This is a genomic window from Nocardiopsis sp. NPDC006139 (assembly GCF_040614155.1).
Taxonomy (GTDB): Bacteria; Actinomycetota; Actinomycetes; order Streptosporangiales; family Streptosporangiaceae; genus Nocardiopsis; species Nocardiopsis changdeensis.
On the sequence record NZ_JBEXTT010000003.1, the window covers coordinates 332,424 to 355,527 of the forward strand.

Annotated in this window: 22 protein-coding genes; 8 read left to right on the forward strand and 14 right to left on the reverse strand. The window is 73.2% G+C overall.

The annotated features are described in order from the left end of the window. Positions 1-60: 60 nt before the first annotated feature. From ABZ249_RS05880 to ABZ249_RS05895, 4 genes are all read right to left on the reverse strand, one after another. Positions 61-690 carry a hypothetical protein gene (locus ABZ249_RS05880; protein ID WP_355257806.1) on the reverse strand — a complete coding sequence of 210 codons (630 nt, stop codon included), beginning with the start codon at positions 688-690 and terminating at the stop codon, positions 61-63. Positions 691-857: 167 nt separating this feature from the next. Then, a complete protein-coding gene (locus tag ABZ249_RS05885; protein ID WP_355257809.1) occupies positions 858-2,390 on the reverse strand; it encodes a hypothetical protein in 1,533 nt (510 codons plus the stop codon). Between the two features lie 114 nt (positions 2,391-2,504). Continuing rightward, on the reverse strand, positions 2,505-3,608 hold the full coding sequence (locus tag ABZ249_RS05890) for a winged helix DNA-binding domain-containing protein (RefSeq protein ID WP_355257812.1): 1,104 nt from the start codon (positions 3,606-3,608) through the stop codon (positions 2,505-2,507). 141 nt (positions 3,609-3,749) lie between these two features. Further along, entirely contained in the window at positions 3,750-4,973 is a 1,224-nt protein-coding gene (locus tag ABZ249_RS05895; protein WP_355257815.1) for a Cmx/CmrA family chloramphenicol efflux MFS transporter, read from the reverse strand. A gap of 321 nt (positions 4,974-5,294) precedes the next feature. On the opposite strand from ABZ249_RS05895, the gene ABZ249_RS05900 reads away from it, so the two are divergent. After that, complete coding sequence (locus ABZ249_RS05900; protein WP_355257817.1) at positions 5,295-6,122, forward strand: alpha/beta hydrolase; 828 nt, start codon at positions 5,295-5,297, stop codon at positions 6,120-6,122. A gap of 60 nt (positions 6,123-6,182) precedes the next feature. Here ABZ249_RS05900 and ABZ249_RS05905 read toward each other — a convergent pair whose 3' ends face one another. From ABZ249_RS05905 to ABZ249_RS05915, 3 genes are all read right to left on the reverse strand, one after another. Then, on the reverse strand, positions 6,183-6,476 hold the full coding sequence (locus ABZ249_RS05905) for a hypothetical protein (RefSeq protein WP_220564257.1): 294 nt from the start codon (positions 6,474-6,476) through the stop codon (positions 6,183-6,185). Further along, a complete protein-coding gene (locus ABZ249_RS05910) occupies positions 6,473-6,925 on the reverse strand; it encodes a hypothetical protein (protein ID WP_355257819.1) in 453 nt (150 codons plus the stop codon). The genes ABZ249_RS05905 and ABZ249_RS05910 overlap by 4 nt, the downstream gene beginning before the upstream one ends. Before the next feature lie 551 nt (positions 6,926-7,476). Continuing rightward, the gene (locus ABZ249_RS05915; protein WP_220564253.1) at positions 7,477-8,031 is read right to left on the reverse strand and encodes an ATP-binding protein; all 555 of its coding nucleotides are present in this window, start codon (positions 8,029-8,031) and stop codon (positions 7,477-7,479) included. A gap of 296 nt (positions 8,032-8,327) precedes the next feature. Here ABZ249_RS05915 and ABZ249_RS05920 point away from each other — a divergent pair, with 296 nt between their 5' ends. The 3 genes from ABZ249_RS05920 to ABZ249_RS05930 are packed head-to-tail and all read left to right on the forward strand — an operon-like array spanning position 8,328 to position 9,488. After that, a complete protein-coding gene (locus ABZ249_RS05920) occupies positions 8,328-9,176 on the forward strand; it encodes a helix-turn-helix transcriptional regulator (RefSeq protein WP_355257823.1) in 849 nt (282 codons plus the stop codon). 1 nt (position 9,177) lies between these two features. Next, a complete protein-coding gene (locus ABZ249_RS05925) occupies positions 9,178-9,294 on the forward strand; it encodes a DUF397 domain-containing protein (RefSeq protein WP_255646951.1) in 117 nt (38 codons plus the stop codon). Positions 9,295-9,314: 20 nt separating this feature from the next. Further along, entirely contained in the window at positions 9,315-9,488 is a 174-nt protein-coding gene (locus tag ABZ249_RS05930; protein WP_220564247.1) for a DUF397 domain-containing protein, read from the forward strand. Between the two features lie 406 nt (positions 9,489-9,894). Here the strand turns inward: ABZ249_RS05930 and ABZ249_RS05935 are convergent, their stop codons facing one another. The 3 genes from ABZ249_RS05935 to ABZ249_RS05945 form a co-directional block, all read right to left on the reverse strand. After that, entirely contained in the window at positions 9,895-10,392 is a 498-nt protein-coding gene (locus ABZ249_RS05935; protein ID WP_220564246.1) for a carboxymuconolactone decarboxylase family protein, read from the reverse strand. Positions 10,393-10,468: 76 nt separating this feature from the next. Beyond that, the gene (locus tag ABZ249_RS05940; protein WP_355257828.1) at positions 10,469-11,908 is read right to left on the reverse strand and encodes an MFS transporter; all 1,440 of its coding nucleotides are present in this window, start codon (positions 11,906-11,908) and stop codon (positions 10,469-10,471) included. Continuing rightward, entirely contained in the window at positions 11,905-13,065 is a 1,161-nt protein-coding gene (locus ABZ249_RS05945) for a serine hydrolase domain-containing protein (RefSeq protein ID WP_355257831.1), read from the reverse strand. Before ABZ249_RS05945 ends, ABZ249_RS05940 begins: the two co-directional genes overlap by 4 nt. Before the next feature lie 138 nt (positions 13,066-13,203). Here ABZ249_RS05945 and sigJ point away from each other — a divergent pair, with 138 nt between their 5' ends. From sigJ to ABZ249_RS05960, 3 genes are all read left to right on the forward strand, one after another. Next, on the forward strand, positions 13,204-14,085 hold the full coding sequence (sigJ, locus tag ABZ249_RS05950; RefSeq protein WP_355257833.1) for an RNA polymerase sigma factor SigJ: 882 nt from the start codon (positions 13,204-13,206) through the stop codon (positions 14,083-14,085). Positions 14,086-14,183: 98 nt separating this feature from the next. Further along, positions 14,184-14,819, forward strand: coding sequence for an AAA family ATPase (locus ABZ249_RS05955; protein WP_355257836.1), 636 nt, complete (start codon positions 14,184-14,186; stop codon positions 14,817-14,819). Positions 14,820-15,155: 336 nt separating this feature from the next. Continuing rightward, the gene (locus ABZ249_RS05960) at positions 15,156-15,644 is read left to right on the forward strand and encodes a general stress protein (RefSeq protein ID WP_355257839.1); all 489 of its coding nucleotides are present in this window, start codon (positions 15,156-15,158) and stop codon (positions 15,642-15,644) included. A gap of 45 nt (positions 15,645-15,689) precedes the next feature. Here the strand turns inward: ABZ249_RS05960 and ABZ249_RS05965 are convergent, their stop codons facing one another. From ABZ249_RS05965 to ABZ249_RS05980, 4 genes are all read right to left on the reverse strand, one after another. Then, positions 15,690-16,064, reverse strand: a complete 375-nt coding sequence (locus tag ABZ249_RS05965) for a hypothetical protein (protein ID WP_355257842.1) — start codon at positions 16,062-16,064, stop codon at positions 15,690-15,692. A 163-nt stretch (positions 16,065-16,227) separates the two neighbouring features. Further along, positions 16,228-18,837, reverse strand: coding sequence for a hypothetical protein (locus tag ABZ249_RS05970; RefSeq protein ID WP_355257844.1), 2,610 nt, complete (start codon positions 18,835-18,837; stop codon positions 16,228-16,230). A gap of 45 nt (positions 18,838-18,882) precedes the next feature. Further along, positions 18,883-19,224: a hypothetical protein gene (locus ABZ249_RS05975; RefSeq protein ID WP_220564238.1), complete on the reverse strand. Its 342-nt coding sequence runs from the start codon at positions 19,222-19,224 to the stop codon at positions 18,883-18,885. 488 nt (positions 19,225-19,712) lie between these two features. After that, positions 19,713-21,314: an OmpA family protein gene (locus ABZ249_RS05980; RefSeq protein WP_220564237.1), complete on the reverse strand. Its 1,602-nt coding sequence runs from the start codon at positions 21,312-21,314 to the stop codon at positions 19,713-19,715. Positions 21,315-21,459: 145 nt separating this feature from the next. On the opposite strand from ABZ249_RS05980, the gene ABZ249_RS05985 reads away from it, so the two are divergent. Further along, positions 21,460-23,055 carry a molybdopterin-dependent oxidoreductase gene (locus tag ABZ249_RS05985; protein WP_355257848.1) on the forward strand — a complete coding sequence of 532 codons (1,596 nt, stop codon included), beginning with the start codon at positions 21,460-21,462 and terminating at the stop codon, positions 23,053-23,055. The last annotated feature ends 49 nt before the right edge of the window (positions 23,056-23,104 follow it).

Below are 23,104 nucleotides of genomic sequence, written 5' to 3' on the forward strand. Positions count from 1 at the left end.
CGCCGCCGACGCGGCGCCGTCCGCGCCCACGGCGCGCGGGCCCGCCGCCCCGTTCCCTGGTCAGGGGGTGGTGGGGAATTCGTAGTCCTCGGGGTGGAACTCGACGACCACGGGCTCGACGCCCTCCTCCTCGCGTGCCGTCTGGGCGTCGACGCAGGCCTGGTCGCAGTCGTTGACCAGGGGCGGGCGCTCCTGGGGCGTGTTGAGGATGTCGTCGAGGATCTGCGCGCGCGGGTCCTCCCCTCCGGAGGTACCGCCGCTCCCGTCGGCGGGCGCGGTGCCCTCCACCGGTGCGTCGACGGGGCCCTGGGCGGGGGCCGCCGCTTCACCGCCGGCCTCGGGGCCGGCACCGGTCCCCTGGGGGGCACCCTCGCCGGGGTCCGCGAGCAGTGGCGTGGTGCGGCGTTCGCCCGTGTCCCGGTCGGGCCCGGACTCGGCCGCCCCGGTCGTGGCGGCCGGCGCGAACGCGTCGGCGACCTCCACTCCCAGGTAGGCGGTGCCGCCCACCACCAGTCCGGCGGCCGCCACCAGCGCCACCCGGGCCGCCCACGACTTCGCAGGGCCGGAAGCACTCTCCACGCCGTCGGCGGTGTCCGGGGTCGCCGCGGTCCCGGTGCCCCCGTCCTCCCCGACGGGGCCGCCCGCCGTCTCGGGCTCCTCTGCCCCGGGGGTCCGGGGGGTCTCGATCACGGCGTCCTCAGCGGCCGCCGCGGCTCCGGCGGGCTCGACAGGCTCGGCGGGGCGGGTTCCGGGGCAGCGGTCCGGGCGGGCTCGGGCATGGGGGTCTCCGGGTTCGGTGTTCGGGGGATACCGGGTGCGCTACGGCGTGCCCGGGTGCCGCCTTCGGCGGCGGGGTCTCACGGGCTCGGCGCGGGGCCTGGCGGGGGCGGCCACTTCCAGTGCGGGGCCCACGCCCAGCTGTCCGACACCCCGGGCGGCAGCGGCGGCACCAGGTGCGCGCCCGGCGGGCGGCCGTCGTCGGGCGGGATGTACCCCCGGGGCCCGGGTTCGGGCTCGACGGCCGGCCACGGGTCGGGCGCCCGCTCGACGAGCGGCCACGCCTCGATCTGCGGCTCGACCCGGGGCTCGGGCCGCGGCGCGGGGTCGTCGGCCCACCCCACCGCCTCGCGCGGGTACGCCTCGGCCCACGGGCCGCCCGGCGACGCCTCCTGCGGGAGCCCGCCCGGCAGGCCGTCCGACAGGTCGTCCGGCTCCAGGGCCGGGAACGTCGACGACAGCGGACCCGCGTCGACCTCCTCGAAGTGCGCGGCCACGCCGAAGTGCCGGGGCGGCCGGTGCGCGCCGGTGTCCCCGTGTTCGATGGCGGGCGCCAGCGGGTGGCGCACCGATCCGGCCGGGTGCATCCGCGACCACCACCCGGTGGCCTCGTCCGGGTGCAGCTCCTCGACGATCGTCAGGCTGCCCGGGATGTGCGCGTGGCGCCGCCCCGCCCGCCACGAGTGGGCGAGCGTCTGCGGTTCCAACACCAGCACACGCTCCCCGTCGACGAAGGGGATGTCCGCCGGGCACGCCTCGTTGCCGACCCAGGTCCCGTCACCGCCGACCAGGTCCCACTCGCCGCGCACCACGTCCGCCAGCGGGTCCGGGGCGCCGTCCAGGCAGGCGGCGGTCCACCGCGGGTCCGGCCGGGTGCCGGGCAGCCGCTGCCCCTCCTTGCCGATGAGCGCGTCGGCCAGCAGCGTGTGCAGCTGGAAGTTGTCGCCGATGCCGTCGAACCGGACGCGGAAGGCCCGCCAGGAGGCCCGGTCCAGCACCAGCGCGCTGTCCGCCTCGGCCATCTTCAGGAGTTCGCCGACCTCGGTGAACTCGGGCAGCCGGGTGGAGAGGGCGTGCACGATCTGGCTCAGGCCCTCCAGGGCCCCGGAGTCGGCGCGCACGGCCGCCCGCACCCGGGAGTCGCCGAGCATGGCCTTGGCGGCGAGCCCGTAGCGCAGGCAGGTCCACCAGCCGACGGTGGCCAGGGGCGCGTTCTCGCCCAGGACCTCCTCGACCCGCTGCTCCTCGGCCTCGCCCACCTCGCCGGGGTGCGGCGGGGCGCCGCCGCCGGTCTTGTCCCAGGCGTGCATGAACGCGGCCGCGGCCTGTCCGTAACTGCCGAGCTGGCGCAGCACCTCCAGCCCCACCTGCCCCGCGGGCGCACCGGCCTCCACCAGCGCGCCGGCCAGGACCGCGAGGTCGGCGGCGATGCCGGCCACGGGTTCGCAGTCCGACAGCACGGGGGCCAGCGCCTCCATGGCGACGGCCAGCTCCTCCTGCGGGACCTGGGAGGAGAGCCGGAAGACGTCGTGCACGGCCGCGGGAAACCCGGGAGCCTGTTCGGCGGCGGTGTCGAGCACGCGTTGGAACGCGGCACGGAACTCTTCAGTCACCCGAGAATCCTTCCATATCACCCCGTATTGTCCGTGGTCCGGATGCATACGTCCACATCAGGGCACCCACGGGCGAAGCGGGCGGGCGATACGGTCCGGGGAACCGGTGCGGGATCAGGGCTCGACGAACCGGATCCCGTGTCCCCCGGGTTCCAGGAACGCCAGGGTGCGCTCGCCCTCGGCGGCGACCGCCTCGCGGTCCGCGGCGGTGATCGGCTCGAACAGGGAGACCTCCAGGTGGGGCTCGGCCCCCCGGGCGCGCACCACCTTCCAGGAGGCGCGGACGAACCCGTCCACCAGGACCGTCCCCGGGGGCATGCCGTTGCGGGAGACCAGCCGCGCCCGGTGCTCGTGCGGCAGCACGCGGCTGCGGTCGGCGTGGCCGCGCAGGACGTTGTCGAAGTCGTAGAGGAAGCGGACCGGGGCCTCGGTGCCCTCGTCGGGCCGGGGCGCGTCGGGGAGGTCGAACAGGACGGTGCCGTCCTCGGCCCGCAGCTCGACGAGGCGGTCCCGCAGGCCGTCGAAGACCGGCTTGAACCGGGTGAGCGAGGACCACGCCTGCATGTCCTTGACGCTCGCCGGGCCGAACGCCGCCAGGTAGCGCAGCACCAGGCCCTCCGGGTCGGGGTCGGCGTCCATGGCCAGCCCGGTCCAGGTGTCGGCGGGCGCGAACGCGGGCGCCCCGGTGGCGCCCCACACCCCGCGCGGGGGGATCTGCACGAGGGGGAGCCGGTCCTTGACCGCTTGGGCGAGGTGCTCGCCGCCCACCCGGGGCCACCGCTCGGCGAGGTGTCCGGCCAGGTCGTTCGGGGTCATGGGGCGGGCGATCAGGAGGTCGTACCCGGCGCGGGCGACGGCGTCGAGGTCCATGCCGCGGGTGGCCTGGCCGTGGCGGCTGCCCGAGAACCCGCGGTCGATGGCGGGCTGCACGGTGGGGCGCAGGAAGCGGCAGTCCCGCGGGGTGACGAGGTGGAGGGTGCCGCGCATGAGGGTGACGCGGACCAGTTCGCCGTCGGTGAGCATGCGGCCGACCCGGTGGGGGTCCAGGCCCTCGATGCGGTTCTCCAGTCCCAGGTACCAGGTGTGGGTGGTCTGGGCCTGGAGGCCGACCAGGTGGGTGACCACGTCCGCCACGGGCAGTTCGGTGCGGGAGAGGAGGAGCTGCCGGTCGAGTGTGGCCCGGTTCAGCGCGCGTGTGCGCAGGACGGTCCCGGCCATGGACGGCTCCCTCGACGGACTCGGCGGCGGGCGTTCCCCGCACTGTACCGTCCGCCCCCGACATTTCCGGGGCCGCGTCGCGGCCGCCTCCCCGCCCGCGACGGGCGGGGAGGCGGCCGCTCGCGTCGGCCGTCCGCTGACTCAGTCGCGGACGTCGTCGGGCGTCGGCGCACCCGCCCGGGCGGCCGTCCGGGCGGCGGCCAGGGCCTGGACGCCGCCCGCGGCGAGGGCGGCGAGCACCAGGGCCACCGCCACCAGCACCGGGCCGTGCGCCCCGGCCGCGGCGTAGGCGGTCCCGCCCAGCACGGGCCCGGCGACGGCGCCCAGGTTGAGGGCCGCCGTCGCGAACGAACCGCCCATGGTGGGCGCCTCCGCGGCGTTCGCCATGATGCGGGCGATGAGGGTGCCGCCCACCGCGAACGACAGCGCGCCCGCGAGGGGGACCAGCGCCACCACGGCGGCGGCGTGCGAAGCGGTGGCGGCGAGGAGGCCCCAGCACGCCGGCAGCCCGCATCCGCCCCAGAGGAGCAGCGTCCGCCAGTGCCGGTCGGCGAAGGCCCCCGCCGCCCGCACCCCGGCGAACGCCCCGGCCCCGAAGAGCGCCAGCACCACCGGGACCGCGCCCGGCGACAGCCCCGCCGCGTCCGTCACCAGCGGGGCGAGGTAGGTGAACACGCAGAACGTCGCACCGTTGACGAGCACGGCGAGCAGCAGGACGGCCTGGAGGCGGGCACGGCCGAGGACCGCGAGCTCGGCGCCCAGGCCGGGGGCGTCGGCAGCGGGCAGGTCGTCCCGGTCCGCGTCCGGCCGAGCGCCGCCGGCCCGGTTCGGGGTGGCGACGGCCACCGCGACGAGCGCGGGCAGCGAGACCGCGGCCACCGCCCACAGCGTCGACCGCCAGCCGAACCCGGCCCCCAGGACCGCCCCCAGCGGGGCCCCCGCGACCAGCGCCAGCGTGGTGCCGCCGAGCACCACCGCCAGCCCGCGGGCCCGCAGGCCCGCGGGCACCACGGCGGCGACCACGGCCAGGGCGACCGCCAGGAATCCGGCGTTGGCCAGGGCCGCGACCACCCGGGTGGCGAGCAGGACGGAGAAGTCGTCGGTGAGGGCGCCCACGGCGTGGGCGGCGGTGAACAGGCCGAGGAAGCCGGTCAGGGTCCACCGCGGTGACCACCGGCGGCCCAGCGCGGCCATCACGGGCGCGCCGATCACCATGCCGACGGCGAAGGACGAGGTCAGCAGCCCCGCCTGCGGAATGGAAACGTCCAGGTCGGCGGAGACGGCGGGCAGCAGCCCGGCGAGCATGAACTCCGACGTGCCCTGCGCGAAGACCGCGAGGGCGAGCATGTACAGCAGAAATGGCACGGGTGTCTCCCGAGAGCGTCGTGTGAAGGGAAGGCGGGCGCGCGGCACCGCCGGTGTTCACGAGCGCATGGGAGGCAGACCCCGCTGCGGGGGCCTGGGATCTCGGCCGACGGCTGAGGGCGTCGGCGGCGTCACGTGCCTACCGGCGGACCGGCGGCACGCGTCTGGACGCTTCGGGAGAGGACACGGAACAGAACCTATCCCCCGACCCCGGGCCGGTGTCCACACGTTTTCCGGTCCACGCGCTCCGTGCCGGCCTCTGTGGAATCCGCCCTGTGGACGAACCCTCCTCCCGCCCCGATCTCCGGCACCCTGGAGACCATGGACGTGAAAGAGATGTTCGAGTGGCGCGGGCACCGGATCGCCTGGGGGCGCCGGGGCGCGGGACCGCCCCTGGTCATGTGCCACGGCACACCGTGGTCCTCGCGGCTGTGGTCGCCGTTCGCCGACGCGCTGGCCCGCGACTTCACCGTGTACCTGTGGGACATGCCGGGTTACGGCGCCTCCTCGAAGGACCCGCGGAACCCGGTCGACCTGGGGGTGCAGGGCGAGGCGTTCGCGGCGCTCCTGGACCACTGGGGGCTGGAGCGCCCGCGCGTCATCGCCCACGACTACGGCGGCGCCGTCTCGCTGCGCGCGGCGCTGCTGCACGGCGCCGCGTACCTGGCGCTGTGCCTGGTGGACGTGGTGGCGCTGCGGCCGTGGGGGTCGCCGTTCTTCCGGCTGGTGCGGGAGAACGCGGCGGTGTTCGCCCGCCTGCCGGACGCGGTGCACGAGGGGGCCCTGCGCGCCTACATCGCCGGGGCGTCGCACCGGGGGCTGCGGCCCGAGGAGCTCGACGCGCTGGTCGGCCCGTGGCTGGGCGAGGAGGGCAAGGAGGCGTTCTACCGGCAGATCGCCCAGGCCGACGAGCGGTTCACGGAAGAGGTCGAACCGCACCTGGCGGAGCTGCCGTTCCCCGTGCACATCGTGTGGGGGACGGAGGACACCTGGATCCCGGTCGACCGCGCCCACCGGCTGCGGGAGGCGATCCCGGGCAGCACGCTGTCCCTCGTCCCGGAGGCCGGGCACCTGATCCAGCTGGACGCCCCGGTCGCCCTGGCCGACGAACTCCGCCGCTGGTCGGCCACCCGACCACCCGTGTCCTGAACCGGTCCCCGCGTCCCGCCGGAGCCCGGGGCGGGGCGCGGGGCCGGTGCCGGGCCGGGGTCAGCGATGAGCGGAGTGGAGGTGGTCGAGGACGGAGCGGTGTGCGGGGCCCGTGTGCAGGCCGCGCAGGGTGTGCACCAGGCGAAGGATCGCCTCGGCGTCCTCCGCGGTGCCCTCCGCCAGGTCGTACACCATCTCCAGGGAGGCGATGACCTCCTCCAGGGTCGGCTGCGGGATCGGCCACTCCCAACCGGTCGTCCGCGTCGCGGCCTCCCGGTGCGCGCCGCGGGTCGTGTCCTTCCGGTCCTGGAGCATGAGCAGCGCCTCGTGCACGGTCGCGGGCTCGGTTCTCACGGTGCCGAACCCCCGCGCGCGTGTCCCCCGGTCCCGAGGGGTCCCCACACCTGCGGCGGCGGGCCCTCTCCGGGGATCACCACCGTGCGGGTTCCGGTGCGCGGGCCGCGCAGCCGCGCGGTCACGGCGGCGCGGTCGTCGGCTCCGCCGAGCCGGGCGTGCCGGAGGCCCCTGGGGCCGGTGCGCGCGGGAACGTCCCCGGTGCGGGCGCCGCCGCGCGCGGACGCGCCCGGGTCCGTCCGCTCCTCCTCGGGGACGACGCGCTCGGGGAGGAACCCCGTGCCGTCGGGTGCGCCGAGGGTACGGGGAAGACGCCCCGCGGCACGCGTGCCGACGGCGGTACGGCCGTCGATGTCGGTGTCCCCTGCCGGGGACGGGCGGTCAACGGCCCTGACCGACCCGGCCGGGGTGGACAGGCCATCGATGGCGATGGCCCCCGCCCGAAGCATGCGGGCATCATCCCCGGCCGCCTCCGCCGAAGCGGTACGGCCGTCGGTCCCGGTGTCCCCTGCCGGGGAAGGGCGGCCGGGAGAAGTCATCAGCGGCACCGGCTCCGTCGCAGGCGCCCATATCGCTTGCGCCTCCGCCACGGTCGCCTCCGCCGTGGGCGGGGTCGGCGCGGGGACCGGTGTGGGCACGGGGCGCTGCTTCGGCGTCCCAGCCGGCGGCGGAAGCGGTGCGGTCGAAGGGCGGCGGTGCGCGCCGGCGGTTCGGGCCCCGGGGGCCCGCGAGCCGTCCCCGTCACGCCGGGGAGCCGGCGCCCACGCCCTCCCCGTGTCCGAGCCGAGAAGCCGTTCGGCTTCACGCAGCCGTTCCACCAGTCCCTCCGCCGTGGGCGCGCTCTGCCAGCGGACCACGGCCGCCCCCTGGTAGAACGCCACGTACGCGCGCAGGGCCGGGGCCCACATCACCGTCCACATCCGGCCCGCCTCGGCGTTGAGCCGCCGGGCCGCCTCGTACTGTTCACCGTCGTCGGCGCGGTTCCAGGACATGGCCGGGCTCACCCGCGATCCAGCTCGAACCAGACCGTGGTCCGCCCGCCCTCGGACAGGGTCCCCCACCTGTCCGCCTGCATGGCGACGAGCCTCAGCCCGAACCCGCCCTCCCGGTCCAGGTCCTGTTCGCGCACGTGCGGGGTCCCGACACCGCCGCCGCGCGGCCCCTGGTCGGTCACCCTGACCTGCACCCGCCCCCGGAGCCGGTGCAGGGTCACGACGACCCGGCCCCCGGGGAGCCCGCTGCGCGTGTGCCGGACGGCGTTGGTGAACAGCTCGCTGACCAGGCCCTGAAGGACGTCGGTCTGCGCCTCGGGCAGCAGCGCGAGCGCGGAGAGCTGCCGCCGCAGCACCCCCGTCTGCTCGGCGACGCCCGGGACCGTGATGGAGTGCCCCAGCTCCCCGCTCTCGACGTCCACGAGGATCGCGACCCGGTCGCGCGGGTCGGCGGTCCGGCGCTGGAGCGGAATCCTGCCCGGCGGCGCGGTACAGGGCGGTCGCGGCACCACCTCTTCGATGTCGTCGCTGGAGGCCGTGTTCCGCTCTCGACGGGGTTCCATGCGGGTCACCGATCCCATTCTGCGCTCATCCGCCTTCCGCACCGTTGTCCGACGACGCCGAGAACCACCCAGAAGAACCGAGAAGGGTACAAAGACCCTTTCGGTCACCGTGCGCCTTCGTGACAACACCTTGGGCCAGCGGTTCGGGGAAAGGCCAGCGAATCAACCACAGGGACAACATTTCGGTGAATCGGTTGCGGGCGGTTGAGAGGGCGTTGCATCGTGGTTATCCCCGGTTTCCCCCTCCTTTGAGCAGGTGACGAATGTCGGATCGCCGCAAGCCCGAATGGGCCAGGGTGGGCAAGGAACTCAAGGCCCTCCGCCGCAAGGCCAAGCTGACCCAGGCGGAGCTGGCGCCCTACGCCAGCGTGGTCGCCGCTCACGTATCCGCCTGGGAGAACGGCAAGCGGGGCATGAGCGAGGACCAGGTGACCCTCCTCGACCAGGCCCTCCAGGCCAACGGCCAACTGGTCCGCGCGTGGGAGAGGAGCCAGGAGACCGAAACCATCCCACCCTGGTACAAAAAGGTCCCGAAGCTGGAGCAGAAATCAACCGAGCTCCGCGAGTACCAGTCTCAGATCTTTCCCGGACTGATCCAGACGCCCGAGTACGCCCGCACCACGATTCGTGACTCCCTGCCGTGGGCCAGCACCTCAGTGGTGGAAGAGATGGTGCTGGCGAGGAAAAAGAGGCAAGAGATACTTATGAGGGACCACCCTCCGCTAGTGTCTATCGTGGTAGAGGCGTTCGTCCTAGACCTCATCATGGGGGACGAACGTACTCAAATCGCCCAATTGGACTGGGTCCTCCAGCTTGCCGAGGAAGGCAGGATCCGCTTCCAGGTCACACCCCCGCGGTCCCACTATCACCCCGGGACCGCAGGCCCGTTCCGGATCTACACCTTTCCCGACAATCCGCCGCTGGCCTCCGCCGAGTACGCGAGCGGTGAGGTGCTCATCGACGATCAAGAGACCGTGCAGAAGTGCATGACCATCTTTGGGCTCCTGCAAGCCGAGGCACTGTCCATGGGCGCCAGCGTCGAATTCGTCAGGAAGGTCAGGGAAAGCATTGAAGAGCAGGCACGAGTCCGGTCGGCCGCTGTGGCACAAGAGCAGCTACAGCTCGGGGCAGGGCAGCTGCGTTGAGGTGGCGGAGGGGCAGAGCGTCCTCGTCCGGGACACCCAGAACCGTCCTCTCGGACACCTCGACTACTCCGCCGAAGCGTGGGCATCCTTCCTCCAGGGCGTGAAGCTCCACGCCTGAGCCCGAGCGAGAGGATCGCCGTGGAGAAGTGGCACAAGAGCAGCCACAGCAGTGGAGAAGGCAGTTGCGTCGAGGTCGCCGAGGGGCCTCTCGTCCTTGTCCGTGACACCCAGAACCGCCCCCTGGGCCACCTCGACTACAACCCCGATGCCTGGACCGCGTTCCTCCACGGCGTGAAGAATCGGGCCTCCTAGGTTTCGACCGCGCTCAACGGCCGACCGGTACCCACCGGTCGGCCGATTTCTCTTGCCCGTCCCCCGAAAATCGCATCCCGGGCACGAGCCGACCGATACCCACTGACTTCGGGCACTTCGCGCCGCGCCGGCGCCCCGGCCACGTGTTCCGCCCCCGTCGCGGACCGGCGCCGGAAAGTCGTCCACAGCCTGTGGATATCTTCCGGCTCACCCGTCGGGAGATCCCCCACAGCCCGCCACCGCCAACCGAAGCCGGTCGCCACGGGGATAGGCGGCTTCCCCATGCCCGCCCCGCGCCCGACCCCGCCCAACGCGAAGCCCTCGTGCTCCGGTCGAAGCACGAGGGCTTTTCCGCGGTCGGCATCATCCCGGGACGGGATCCACCGACCTCATGGGGTCCGGGCCGCTACGCCCTCCACTGCTCCGCCGGGGACACCCCGGGCAGCGGCTTGCCGATGAGGGCCAGCGGCAGGAAGAAGCAGACCTGGCCGATCGCCATGATCAGCGTGGCGAGCGCCTTGTCGTCGTAGTGCTGCGAAGCCCTGGCGTACAGCTCGTCGGGGACCCGCTCGCCCGACGCGTTCGGGGTCAGGACGGATTCGACCAGCTCCAGCGCGACCCGTTCGGCGTCGGAGAAGTAGGGCGCGTCCCGCCAGGAGGCCACGGCGGTGATCTGCTCCTCGGTCGCCTCCGCCCGGCGGAGGTTGCCGGTGTGCAGGCTCGTCAGGTACGTGCTGCCGGCGATCTGTCCGGCGCGCAGCTGGACCAGGCCGATGGTGGTCCGCGGAACCGTGCCGTTCCCGGTCGCCTTGAACAGGGCGCCGGCGATGTCCTTGAGCTCGGGGACGAGCGCGACGGGGTCGGGGAGGCGGGACTGGCGGTTCTGCTGCTCGGTGGCGGTCATGGTGGTGTTTCCTTCCGTTCGGTGTTCTGCCTCTATGACGGATCGCTCGGGCCGAAGGTGACCGGTGGACGCGACCTCATCCGGCGGTTTTTTCGAGGAGTTCGGTGTCCCGCTCCGCGGAGCGTGGTCGCAGCAGCAGGACGGCGGTGAGGAGGGCGACCACGTAGAAGGCGCCCGCACCGAGCATGCCGACGGTGTATCCGCTGGTGAGCGCCTCGTTCAGGCCCGTCCCCGGCGGCTGGGCCGCAGTGGTGGCGACGGCGACGCCGGCCAGCACGGCCAAACCCAGGGCACCGCCGATCTGCTGGCTGGTGTTGACGAGGCCGGAGGCGATGCCCGAGTCCTGCGATGCGACGCCCCTGACGCCGCCGATGGTGGCGGCGACGAATCCGGTTCCCAGGCCGATTCCCCCCACCAGCTGCGCGGGCAGCAGCACCAGCAGCGGGTTCTGGTCCGGTGCCAGGAGGCCGAACCACGCCATCGCCGTGGCGGCCGTCGCCGTGCCGACCACCAGAACGGTCCGGGTGGAGGCGCGGGCCTGCAATGCAGGCCCGACGACACCGGAGCCGATACCGACGCCGATGGCGAACGGCAGGTAGGCCAGGCCGGTGGTCATGGGCGAGTACTGCTGGACCGTCTGCATGTACAGGGTGAGGAAGTAGAAGGTGGCCAGCTGTCCCGCGCCCATGAGCAGCATGACCAGGTTGGCGCCGAGCCTGCCGCGGTCGGCCGGCACACCCGGCGGCAGGATCGGGTTGCGCGCGCCGCGCTGGATGAACGGGAACACCGTGAACAGCGCGACGGCGCACGCGCCGAAGACCAGGGCGGTCCCGTCGCCCACCCCATGGGATCCGGCGCGGTTGATCGCGTAGACCAGCGAGCCGAGGGCCAGGGTCGCGGTGACGGCGCCGGGCAGGTCCAGGCCGCCGGGGCGGCGGGTTCCGGGCACCAGGACGACGGTGCCGACCAGGACCAGCAGGGCTATGGGGATGTTGACGAACATGATCCACCGCCACCCCAGGTACTCGGTGAGCGCGCCTCCCAGGAGCAGGCCGACCACGGAGCCGAGACCGCCCATGGCTCCGTACACGCCGAGTGCCCTGTTGCGCCGGGGCCCGGCGGGGAAGGTCTCGGCGAGCAGGGACAGCGCCGCCGGGGCGACGATGGCCGCGCCTACGCCCTGGAGCACGCGTGCGGTGATCAGCACGGCGCCGCTACCGGCCGCACCGCCCAGCAGGGAGGCGAGCAGGAAGACGACCAGCCCGACACGGAACAGCCTGCGTCGACCCCACAGGTCGCCGGCGCGGCCCCCGACCAGCAGCAGGCCGCCGAAGGCCAGGGCATAGGAGGTGAGGACCCGGTCCAGCTCGCCCTCGGGGATCCGGAGATCGGCTCCGATGACGGGCAGGCCGACGGTCACGATGGTGCCGTCCATCACCATCAGCAGCTGCGCGGCCGCCATCACCAGCAGTGCGAGTCCGCTTCTGTCCGAACGGGCGGGGGTGTGGTCGCTCATGCGCGTTCTCCTCGGGAGGCGACGGCGGCGTGCACCGCGGCGGCGAGTCGGTCGTGTTCGGGATAGGACCAGCCGAAGCCGAAACGGCGCCGGGTATAGCCGAAGGCGATGCCGCCGACCGGATCGGCGAAGGCCTCCGAACCGGCCGAGCCGTCATGGCCGAAGGCGTTCGCGCTCAGGAACGGGTACCGCAGCCCCTTGGCCTGGAAGCCGAGCGCATAGTTCCCCTGATCGCCGCGGACCAGGTCCGCGCCGACGGAGTGCAGCTGGGCGAACTCGCCGACGGTGTCCGGCTCCAGCAGCGGGGGCCGCCCGTCGACGCCCCAGACGGCCGCCGCGTACAGGCCGGCCAGGCCGCGAGCGCTGCCCACTCCCCCGGCCGAGGCCGGGCCGTTCGCGCGGACGCCGCGCGTGTTGGCGAAGCCCACCTGGTCCAGCGGGGGCGTGCCGTCGAGCCCGTAGCCGATGCCGACGAGGCTCCGGGGGCCCGGGACGTTCGCCCAGAACGCGGCCTCCCGCTCCGGGTCCGCCTCCCACCACAGGATCGGCCGGAACCGCTCCTCCTCGGACTCGGGCAGCCCCAGGTAGAGGTCCAGTCCGTACGGTTCCCGGATGCGCTCCTCGTAGATCCGTTGCAGCGACCGGCCGGTCACCCGCCGGATCACCTCGCCCACCATGGCGAACGAGACGAAGCCCCCGTAGCCGTAGGCCGCCCCGGGACGCCAGTAGGGCCGCTGTCCGGCCAGGCGGCGCGCGATCACCGCGTCGTCGGCCAGCTCGGCCGCCGACAGGCCGCCGTCGACGCCGATGACGCCGGAGCGGTGGGTCAGGACGTCCCGCAGCGTGATCGTGTCCTTGCCGGCGGCGGCGAACTCCGGCCAGTGCCGGGCCACCGGCTCGTCCAGGCCGAGGACCCCCTCCTGCACCAACAGTGCCACCACCAGCGTCGCGGCACCCTTGGTCGAGGAGTAGACCCCGGTCACCGTGTCGCCGTCCACCCCGTCCCCGGCCCACAGGTCCACCACCCGCCGGCCGTGCGCGTAGGCGGTGAGCTGCGAGCCCGCCAGGCCGTCCTGCTCGGCCACGACCTCGGCGAACACCTCCTCCACCGGTTCGAAGCCGTCCTCCACCGTTCCGTGGACCCGGATCCTGTTCATCCTCGGCAACCCTTCCCTCGTGTCGGTCGCCGCATTGACGGGCCGAACGGGGCGAAGGTGACGCCCGTTCGCGGTCACCTTTCCGGGGTCCCGCGCGTCATCAGTACTGAAACCGCTGAAGAAGAGAGGCCCCCCGGCATGACATCCCATGACTTCCTGGCCGAACGGTTCGAGGGCCACCGCCCCCACCTGCGGGCGGTCGCCTACCGCATGCTCGGCTCACTCACCGAGGCCGAGGACGCGGTCCAGGAGGCATGGCTGCGCCTGGCGCGCTCGGACTCCGACGACATCGACAACCTCGGCGGCTGGCTGACCACCGTGGTCGGCCGGGTCTGCCTGGACGTACTGCGCGCCCGCAAGGTGCGGCGCGAGGAGTCACTGGAGGAGCGCCTGCCGGATCCGGTGGTCGGCAGGGAGGAGCACACCGATCCGGAGCAGCAGGTGCTGCTGGCCGACTCGGTGGGACTGGCGCTGCTGGTGGTGCTGGAGTCGCTCTCCCCGGCCGAACGCCTGGCCTTCGTGCTGCACGACATGTTCGGCCTGCCGTTCGAGCAGATCGCGCCCATCGTCGACCGCACCCCCGCCACGGCCAAGAAGCTCGCCAGCCGGGCCCGTCAGCGGGTCCGCGGCGCGGCCCCGAGCCCGGACCCGGACCCGGCCGAGCAACGAAAGGTGGTGGACGCCTTCCTGGCCGCCGCGCGCGGCGGCGACTTCGAGGCGCTGGTGTCCGTCCTGGACCCCGACGTGGTGCTGCGCGCCGACGGCGGCGCGCTCACGAACGGCCTGAAGGTCGTCCGCGGCGTCGAGGCCGTGGCCGGGCGGCTCTCCACCTTCCAGCGCATGGCCACCGGCACCGACACCCGCCCGGCGCTCGTCAACGGCCTGGCCGGACTGGTCAACACCGTTGACGGCCGACCGTTCTCCGTCATGAGCTTCACCGTCTCCGGGGGCAGGATCGCCGCGATCGACATCCTGTCCGACCCCGACCGGCTGGCCCGGCTCGACCTGGCCGACCACTGAGGCGCCCCGGGGGCGCCGTACCCGTGCCGCGGCGCCCCCGGCCCCCTTCTCCGCCCTCTCGCCCCGTCCGCGGGTCCCGCACGGCTAGGGTCGGGGGCATGAGCGGCATCCGGGTGATCCTCATCGGCGGCACGTCCCACACCGGCAAGTCCACCGCCGCGCGGGCGCTCGCGGAGCGGCTCGGCTTCTCCCACGCCACCACCGACCACCTGGCCCGGCACCCGGGCCGCCCCTGGCGGACGCCCGGCCGGGAGGTGCCGCCGCACGTCGCCGAGCACTACGGCACCCTGCCCCTGGACGAGCTGATCGACTCCGTCCTCGCCCACTACGAGCGCCAGTGGCCGCGCGTCGAGGAGATCGTCGCCGAGCACGCCGTCGGCGGGGGCCCCGGCCTGGTGCTGGAGGGGTCGGCGCTGTGGCCGGCCCGCGTCGCGGACCTGACCGCCCCGCGCACGGGCGCCGTGTGGCTCACCGCCCCGGACGCCCTCCTGCGCGAGCGCATGTACAGGGACTCCGGCCACGCCGCCGCCTCCGCACCGGAGCGGCGCCTCATCGACGTGTTCCTGGCCCGCACCCTGCGCTTCCAGGAGCTCGTGCGCGCCGAGGTCGAGCGGCTCCACCTCGCCGAACTGCCCGTCGACGGCTCCCGCACCGCCGGGGAGACCGCCGACGCCGTGCTCGCCGCCGTCTCCGCCCAGGAGTCCGTGGGCCGCCCCCGCACACCGCGCCCCTGATCCGGTCGCACGCCCCCTTCTTTAGAGTTGAGTTAGAGAAGCTCAACTTAGGGAACACCCACCGACGCAAGGCCGTTGTTCACAAGTACAGGACCTCGCAGGCCGCCGCGCACGCAGGGAGGAGGCACAGGCCATGGCACCGCCCGCCGCCCGTTCTTCCCCGGTCCCGGACCAACGCGCCGCCACCCGGCGCTGATCGCCCCGGGTGTCCCGCTGCACCGGGACCCCCGGCCCCCCGACCCGGGGTCCGCCCGTCCTGCGGGCCCCGGGCCACCCGACCGCCGGACCCCTGCGGGGGCGGTCCGGCGACCAAGGAACCCGCACCCGGAGGTGCACATGTTCTCCCCTGACCCTCGGACCCTGCCCACCCCGCCCACGGGATGGTCGATCGGGTCCTACACCGCCTACGCCGAGGCGCAGCGCGCCGTCGACCACCTGGCCGCCAACGGCTTCCCGGTCGAGGACCTCACCATCGTCGGCACCGGGCCCCGCGTGGTGGAGCGGGTCACCGGTCGGCTGACCTGGGGCCGGGTGCTGGGTTCGGCGGCCCTGTCGGGCGTGTGGTTCGGTCTGCTCATCGGTGTCGTGCTGGGGATGTTCACCCCGGGCGGCCTCCTCGGGTCGATCCTCGCGGGGCTGCTCGCGGGCGTGGGCGCCGGCATCGCGTTCGCGGCGATGGGCTACGCCTCCCTGGGCGGGAAGCGGACGTTCGCGTCGCGGACGGAGATCGTCGCCGAGCGGTACGAGGTGCTGTCCGAGCCCCGCAGCGCCGAACGGGGCCGCGACCTGCTCGCCCGCCTCGCCCTCACCTCGCCCGCCCACTGACCGGCGGGGCGGCCCCGGCGGCCCACGGCGCCGGGGCCGCCCCGTTCACGGGCGCCCGTCCCCGCAGTCGACGTAGTCGGCGACACTCGCCTCGTACTCCCCGGTCGTGTCGAAGGCGCCCTCGAACTCCTCCGTGTAGGCGTCCACGAACGCCTCGCCGTCCACCGGATCCCCGCACCAGGTCACCTCGTTCGGCCACATCGCCGCGCCGAGGGCCCCGTCCAGACGGCGCAGGCCGCCGGCGGCGTCATCGGTGTTCCACTGTTCCTTGTCCAGGACGACCTCGTACCCCCCGCCGTCCTCCGCCGGCCGGACCACCCCCGACTCCAGCAGGACGTCCAGCGACCGTTCGTCGGTGTTGCCCAGCACCTCCTCCGAGCCGTGCTCGGCGAACATCCGGTCCAGTGTCCGGACGCTCACCTCACGCTCCATCCACGAGAAGGAGACACCGGCCCGCTCGACCGGCTCCGACGGCTGATCCTCTGGAGCTGCGCCGGATGCGCACCCCGCCAGCAGCGGCAGTGCCAGGAGGGCGGATACGCCCTGCACGAGTCCGCGCGCGCCGCCTCCGCCCCGCCGGTCCTCACTCTCCATCGCCGCCACTCCCCTCAGCAGGCTTGAAGTACTCCCGCACGTCGCCGTATCCGATACCGAACTCTCCCGTGAACTGGTCGACCCGCGAGTCGCCCGGGTAGGTTCGCCCGTCACTGGTCGTGAAGGGCATATCCCCGATGACGTTGCCCATGGAGGCGTCCATGGACCACCTGCCACCGTCCTGCCGGAAGTCCTCGTTCCAGTTGTTCGAGTCCTTCTCCACGGTGACCGTGACATCGGCGCCGAACACGAAGTCCTCCCCGATGTCTTCGGCGTCGAGCACCGCCCCGTTCTGGCGGACAGTGATCACCCCGCCCTCGACCAGGTCCTGGAGATCCCCGTTGTACTGGACTTCGTTGAACTTCGAGGGGTCGTGGTGCGCCACGTACTCCAGGGCCTCCACCTCGAAGTTGCGTATCCGGTTGATCTCGCTGCTGTAGGTGGAGCCCCGGGGGACCACCTCGTAATCGCCATCGATGATCGCGTTGACGATGCTGTCCTGGCCCAACTCCATGCCCTTGGACACCGCCGTGCCGATGAGCGGGATCTTCTCCGACAGCGAGGCCGCCTCACCGACGAAGAACTCGGCGATCGCCGTGTTCCGTTCGACCTGGTGGCCCAGATCGTCCTCCCGGTCCCGGGCGTCGCGCTCGGTGGCCTCCTCCAGGAGTGCCTGCAGCGTTCCCAGCCCTCGGGCGTTCTCCTCGGGGCGCCCGTTCTCCAAGAACGCCGCCGTCTCGACCTGCTGGTAGACGTCGACCGACTGGATCAGCCGCGCCGCGGACTCGTCGCCACCCATCAGATAGTGCATGAACCGGGCACGTTCCTCAGCCCCCAAGCGCACGGTCCCGCTGTCCGGGTCGAACTCGCCGACGCCTGCGACGGGAACGTCCTCCGACTCCCACACATCGCTCGTGGAGAAGCTGTAGATGTTCGCGTCGAACACGTCCACGAGCCCGAGCCCGAGTTCCGTGTTGAACTGGGTGAACACCGCGTCCTCGTACTTGTTGTCCCCCTCGGTGATATGCACGCCCGTGTTGACGAGCTGCTCGTACATCGCCTCGTCGGTGAGGGTCTCCATGAGCCCCTCGAACGCCGTCCCCGCGCGGTCGCGGACCTCGTCGTCCTCGCTCAGCGCGTCCTCGGCGATCCAGTCGATGAGCCCGCGCGCGGTCGCGCCGTCGTCGTGCCAGTCGTAGGTGAGCAGGCCCTCGACCGCGTTGGTCCGCTCGTGCGGGGCGAAGTCCGGCAGGCCCGGGACGGTCTCCCGGCCGTCCGGGTACTCGCCGGTGAGCACGTAGTGGTTGGCGTCCTCGTTGCGGGTGCCGACCTCCACCAGCGGGGCCAGGTCCTCCGACACCACCCAGCCGTTCTCGCCCTCCACGCCCCAGTAGTGCATGTACGCGCCCGCGCCCAGGGTGAGGTTGGTGGAGAACGCGTCGCCGCCCTGGAGCTCGTCGTCGGTGTACCGGAGCAGCTGCGACAGGGCCCGCGCGTCGTCCTGGTAGGTGGCCAGAAGGTACGGCGGCTCGTCGGCGCCCGTCTCGTAGAGGAAGGGCCCCTCGGTCGCCCGGCGCACGCTCTCCGGCAGCAGGTCGTACCCGCCGCCCAGGTCCTCGTCGGAGAGCGTGAGCAGCCCGTCGCCGAGCACCCCCAGGGCGTGCTCGCGCTCCTCCCCGCTCATGTGGTCGCCGTCCATCAGCGCCGGGACGGCCAGGACGCCCGTGTAGGGCCCGCCGCCCTCCAGCTCCAGGTTGGTGTAGAAGGCCTCCAGGAAGTCGATCTCCTCGGAGCGGAACCCGCTTCCCGTGTTCTGCGCCTGTTTGGCGTTGGTGCCGATCATCGCCATCATGAGCATCAGCTCGTGGTAGCGGTCGTCCAGCGGCCTGTCCCCGGACCAGTAGGCGGCCAGCTCGGTGGACCACTCCCGGGCGTTCTCCTCGGTCAGCTCCCGGCCGTCCACCAGCATCGTGTACCGGTTCGGGTCCAGGTTGTAGAACGCCCAGTTCGCGTACCCGCCGTCGATGAGCTTCTGCACGTTGACCTTGGTGGCGCCCTCCTCCAGCATGTCGCCGATCTCCTCGGCGTGCTCCTGGTAGGCGGTCCACAGGGTGTCGAACCGGCCGCTGACGCTCGTGCGCTTCTCGACCAGCTCCTCGTACAGGTCCCGGCAGGTGTTCTCCGCGCTCCAGAACCCCCTGCGCTCGGGGAACGTCGAGGTGATGCGGCTGGCGGAGTACTCGCCCGGCACCCGCCCCTCGCAGTCGGCGACGGCGGTGTTCCACTCCTCCAGCAGCTCCTCGCGGCCCTCGCGGAACTCCTCCACGTGGTCGGCCCACATGTCGCTGACCATCGCCGCGTAGGTCAGCGCCACCGCGGCGTCCGTCCACAGCTGCCGGTCCTCGGCCGACAGGGTGCTGATATCCCAGGCCAGGATGCTCGTGAACTGCCCGGCCGCGCCGTCCAGGGCGGCCTGGAGGTCCCCCGCGTCGCCCAGGACGCGCCCGTTGAGGTCCTCGAAGTCGGCGGTCCGGGCGCGGATCAGGGCGGGTATCGCGTCGGTGGTGCGCAGGGTGAGGGAGAGGTCGAAAGAAGCCACGGGGGTTCCTCAAAGGGGGTTCGGGGGAGACGGGGGAAGGGGGTGTCAGTAGAAGTTGACGTTGCCCAGGCCGGGCGGCACGTGGTGGGCGGCGCCGGACAGCTCCTGGGAGCTCTCCAGGTCGTTGAGGGCGATCTCGCTCGCCCCGGCCTGGATGTTGTCGGCCAGCTGGAGCCCGTGGCCCTGTACGTCCACGAACCCCTGGAGGTGGCGCTCGCGGAAGGACCTCCACCCGGCCTCGACGTCCTCCTCGCCCGCCACCCGGATCGCGTCGTCGACCGTCAGGTCGAACGCGTCGGCCAGGCCGGCCATCGCCGTGGCCAGCGCCTCGGCGTCCTCACCGCCCTGCCGCGCCTCGTTCGGATTCGCACCCGTTCCACCGCTCATCGCGGGACACCACCTTCGTCACACGGAGACCACCATTACCTGTAGATCGCGAGGAAAAAGTAACAGTTGAGGTTTTCACGCATGGTTACGGCTTCGTGATCACCGGGCGTCCCGTGCCCCCCGTGCCCCGGGCGGCGGGCCCGGACACGGGAACGGGGGCCGCCGGCGCGACGCCGACGACCCCCGTGGTGCCGCCTAGAGCCCGTTCTTCGAACGCCCTCCTGTACCGCCTGGGGTTCGTGAGGCGCCCGGCGGGGTTCCGGAGGTCCCGGAGGAGCGGCCCTCGAGGAAAGCCTGTGGCCGTAGGCCGTCCGTTGAGGACCTTCCGCCGCTCGACGGGCGGGCGAGGACCGCGACGCAGGGCCGGAGGTTCCCGCCCTCGGGGGGCGCCGAGCAAGGTGGCCGAGCTGCGGCCATAGGCCGTCCGTTGAGGGCGGTGGCGGGCGACGGGCGGGCCGCAGCGCAGCGGAGGTTCAGAAGAACACCCCCTAGTACTCGACCGGGACCTCCTCGAACTCGCCGAACGGCCCGGCGCGCAGGGTCAGCTCCTCCACGCTCGTGGCCGGGGCCGGGAACACCGCCACCAGGTTGTAGGTGTTGCCCGGCTGGAGGACGTGCACCTCCTCCGCGAAGCTGCTGTAGCGGCCCTCGCCGAAGTCCATCTGCGCCACGTACCGCACCAGGCCGCTCTCCGGCTCGAACAGCTGGAAGCCGCCCAGGGTGCCCTTGCTGAACTGCTCCGGGCCGCCGGCCACCACGTCGGAGCCGCCCATCTCCGGTATCAGCGGCGCGTCGGTGGTGTTGGTGAGGGCGACCGTGCCGATCACGTAGGCGCCGTCGCGCCGCAGCGGGTAGACCTCCAGGCGGATGCCGTCCTGCTCCCTCTCGGCCACCACCGAACCCGGGTCGTCGTCGTAGGGGGCGGGCCAGGTGACGTTGCGCTGGGCGGTGTTCAGGCCGTCGTCGTCGTACTCCTCTTCCTCCGTCGCCTCGGTGGTGTCGTTGAAGATGTACGAGAACTCCACCCGCCGGTTGCGGGCGCGGGCCTGCTCGTCGTCCGGGCCGCCCTCGCGGGCGATGGGCTCCTTCTTGCCGCGGCCCTCCACCTCCAGGGTGAAGCCCGGGCCGATCTCCTCCGCGAGCAGGTCGCGGACGCTCTCGGCGCGCTGCACCGACAGGCGGTCGTTGTAGGCGTCGTCGCCGATGCCGTCGGTGTGGCCGATGATCGTGATGGTGGGCTCGTCGGGGTCGACGTTGGCCGCCAGGGAGGTGGCCGCCCGGCGGACGACCTCCTCCGCCTCCTCGGTCAGGTCGGAGCGGTCGAACTCGAACATGACGTCGGAGTGCAGCGAGATGATCTCGCGGTCGCCGTCGCGGGTGGTGGAGGCGATCTCGGAGTCGACGAAGCTCTGCACCCAGCCCTCGTCGGCGACGGCGTCCCCGTCGGGGCGCCGGTTGGCGAAGGTGAGGTTCTCGCCGCTCGGCGGCGGGTCGTCGAGGGAGAGGTGGTCGGGGCCGTTGGGGCTCTCCGGGTCGGGGCGCTCCTCCTCGACGTCCTGGATGGGGATGCCGGTCATGGCGCCCAGGCCGCTGCCGACGAAGGTGACCTGCCGCACCTCGTCGGGGATGCGCGGGAAGTAGCGGACGTACTCGTTGGTGACCCCGTCGTGGACGGGGTAGAGGCCGTCCTGGTTGGGGCTCTCGGAGCCGTACTTGAGGCCGTTCTCGTCGAGGAACTGCCGGTAGACGCGCCCGGTGAGGGGGTCGACGAGGGTGTGGGCCATGCTGAGGTTCCGGTTGGGGCCGGAGAAGTCGTCGAGATAGGTGATCTCGTAGTACATGACGGTGTACTCGTCGGTGCGCTCCAGCCCCGTGACGGAGAAGCGCATCTCGGTGTCCTGCCCGGTGTCCTGGAAGATGCGTCCCTCCCGGACGTAGGGGAACTCCTCCCGGACCTCGGGCGGCCCGGACGCGTCCCCGAACGTCTCGGACCACCAGTCCGATATGTCCGCGGTGACCGTGCAGCCGCTGAGCAGAAGGCTGCCCGAGACCATGAGCGCGGCCGCGGCGAGGGGCGTCTTCCGCACCATGTGGGGGAACTCCGATCGTTGGGGAGACGACGTACGGGAAACATCCTCCAGCACTCCGGGAGTCGAACCGACCGTGGTGCCCCACAACGGGCGGAAAGTCCGCCGGGCCTGGCGCCGGGGCGGGGGATGGGCGATTCTTGCTGGTATGTCAGCACCTGCCCCGCCCCGTTTCGCGGGGCCGCTCATCGGCCTGGCGACGGCGGCCGCCGCACTGGGAGCCGCACAGCCCGCCGCCGCACTGCTGCGGGTTTCGCCGCCGGTGACGGTGGTGGCCGACGCGGTGGTGGACCACAGCCCCTTCGGGCTGGTGGCGTGGGCGATCTCGGTGTTCGGCGCGGCCGACAAGGCGGTGCTGGTCGCGGGGGTCCTGCTGGTGCTGGTCGCGGTGGCCTGCGCCGCGGGCGGACCCGCCCTGCGCCGACCGGCCGCGGGGTACGCGGTCCTGGGCGCGGTCGCACTGGCGGGTCTGGCCGCCGCCTGGCTGCGCCGCACCGACGACCCGTGGGCCGCGGTCCCCGTCCTGGTGGCCGCGCTGGCCGGCGCCCTGGCCCTGGCCCTCCTGCGCCGCACCCTGCCCGCCGCGTCCCCGGCCGCCCCTGCGCCCGCCGACGCCGCGCCCGTGGACGCGGAGCCCGGGAACGCCGAGCCCGGCACCGGTGCGGACACCGCGCCGGGCGGCCCGGGGAGGCGCACGGTGGTGGCGTCCGCGGGGGTGATCGCCGCGGGAGCGGTGGCGGGCGGGGCCGGACTGTGGCTGCCGTCCCTGTCGGGCCGGACCGGCGGACCCGGGGCGCTGCGGCTGCCGGCGGCCGCCGAACCGCTCCCGGCGCTCGCGCCCGGCACGGACCTCGGGATCCCCGGGCTGTCCCCCTTCTTCACTCCCAACGACGACTTCTACCGGATCGACACCGCCCTGACCGTCCCCCGCCCGGACGCCTCCCGGTGGCGGCTGCGGGTGCACGGCATGGTCGACCGCCCCTTCGAGATCACCATGGCCGAACTCCTCGACCTGCCCCTGGTCGAGGCCGACATCACCCTGACCTGCGTCTCCAACCGGGTCGGCGGCGACCTCGTCGGCAACGCCCGCTGGCTCGGACACCCCCTGGCCGACCTGCTGCGCCGCGCCGGCGTCCACGCCGACGCCGACCAGATCCTGGCCACCTCCCACGACGGCTGGACCTGCGGCACCCCCACCGAGGTCGTCATGGACGGCCGCGACGCCCTCCTCGCCGTGGGCATGAACGGCGCTCCCCTCCCCCACGAACACGGCTTCCCCGCCCGCACCGTCGTCCCCGGCCTGTACGGCTACGTCAGCGCCACCAAGTGGGTCACCGACCTGAAGCTCACCCGCTTCTCCGACGAACAGGCCTACTGGGCCGACCGCGGCTGGGCGGAGCGCGGGCCGGTCAAGACCATGTCGCGGATCGACGTCCCCGGCGACTTCACCCGGGTCCCCGCCGGGGACGTGGCCGTCGCCGGGGTGGCCTGGGCCCAGCACACCGGCATCGACGCGGTGGAGGTCCGGCTGGACCGGGGCGAGTGGTCCACCGCCGAACTCGCGCGGGTCCCCGGCATCGACACCTGGGTCCAGTGGGTCACCGAGGTCTCCGTCGAGCCCGGCATGCACGCGCTGGAGGTCCGCGCCACCGACGCCACCGGGTTCACCCAGTCCCACGTCGAGGTGGAGACCATCCCCGACGGCGCCGAGGGCCACCACTACCTGAGGTTCACCGCCGAGTAGCCCCCGGAAAAAAATCCGGTCCGGGACCCATCCGCCCCCCGTCCGGCTC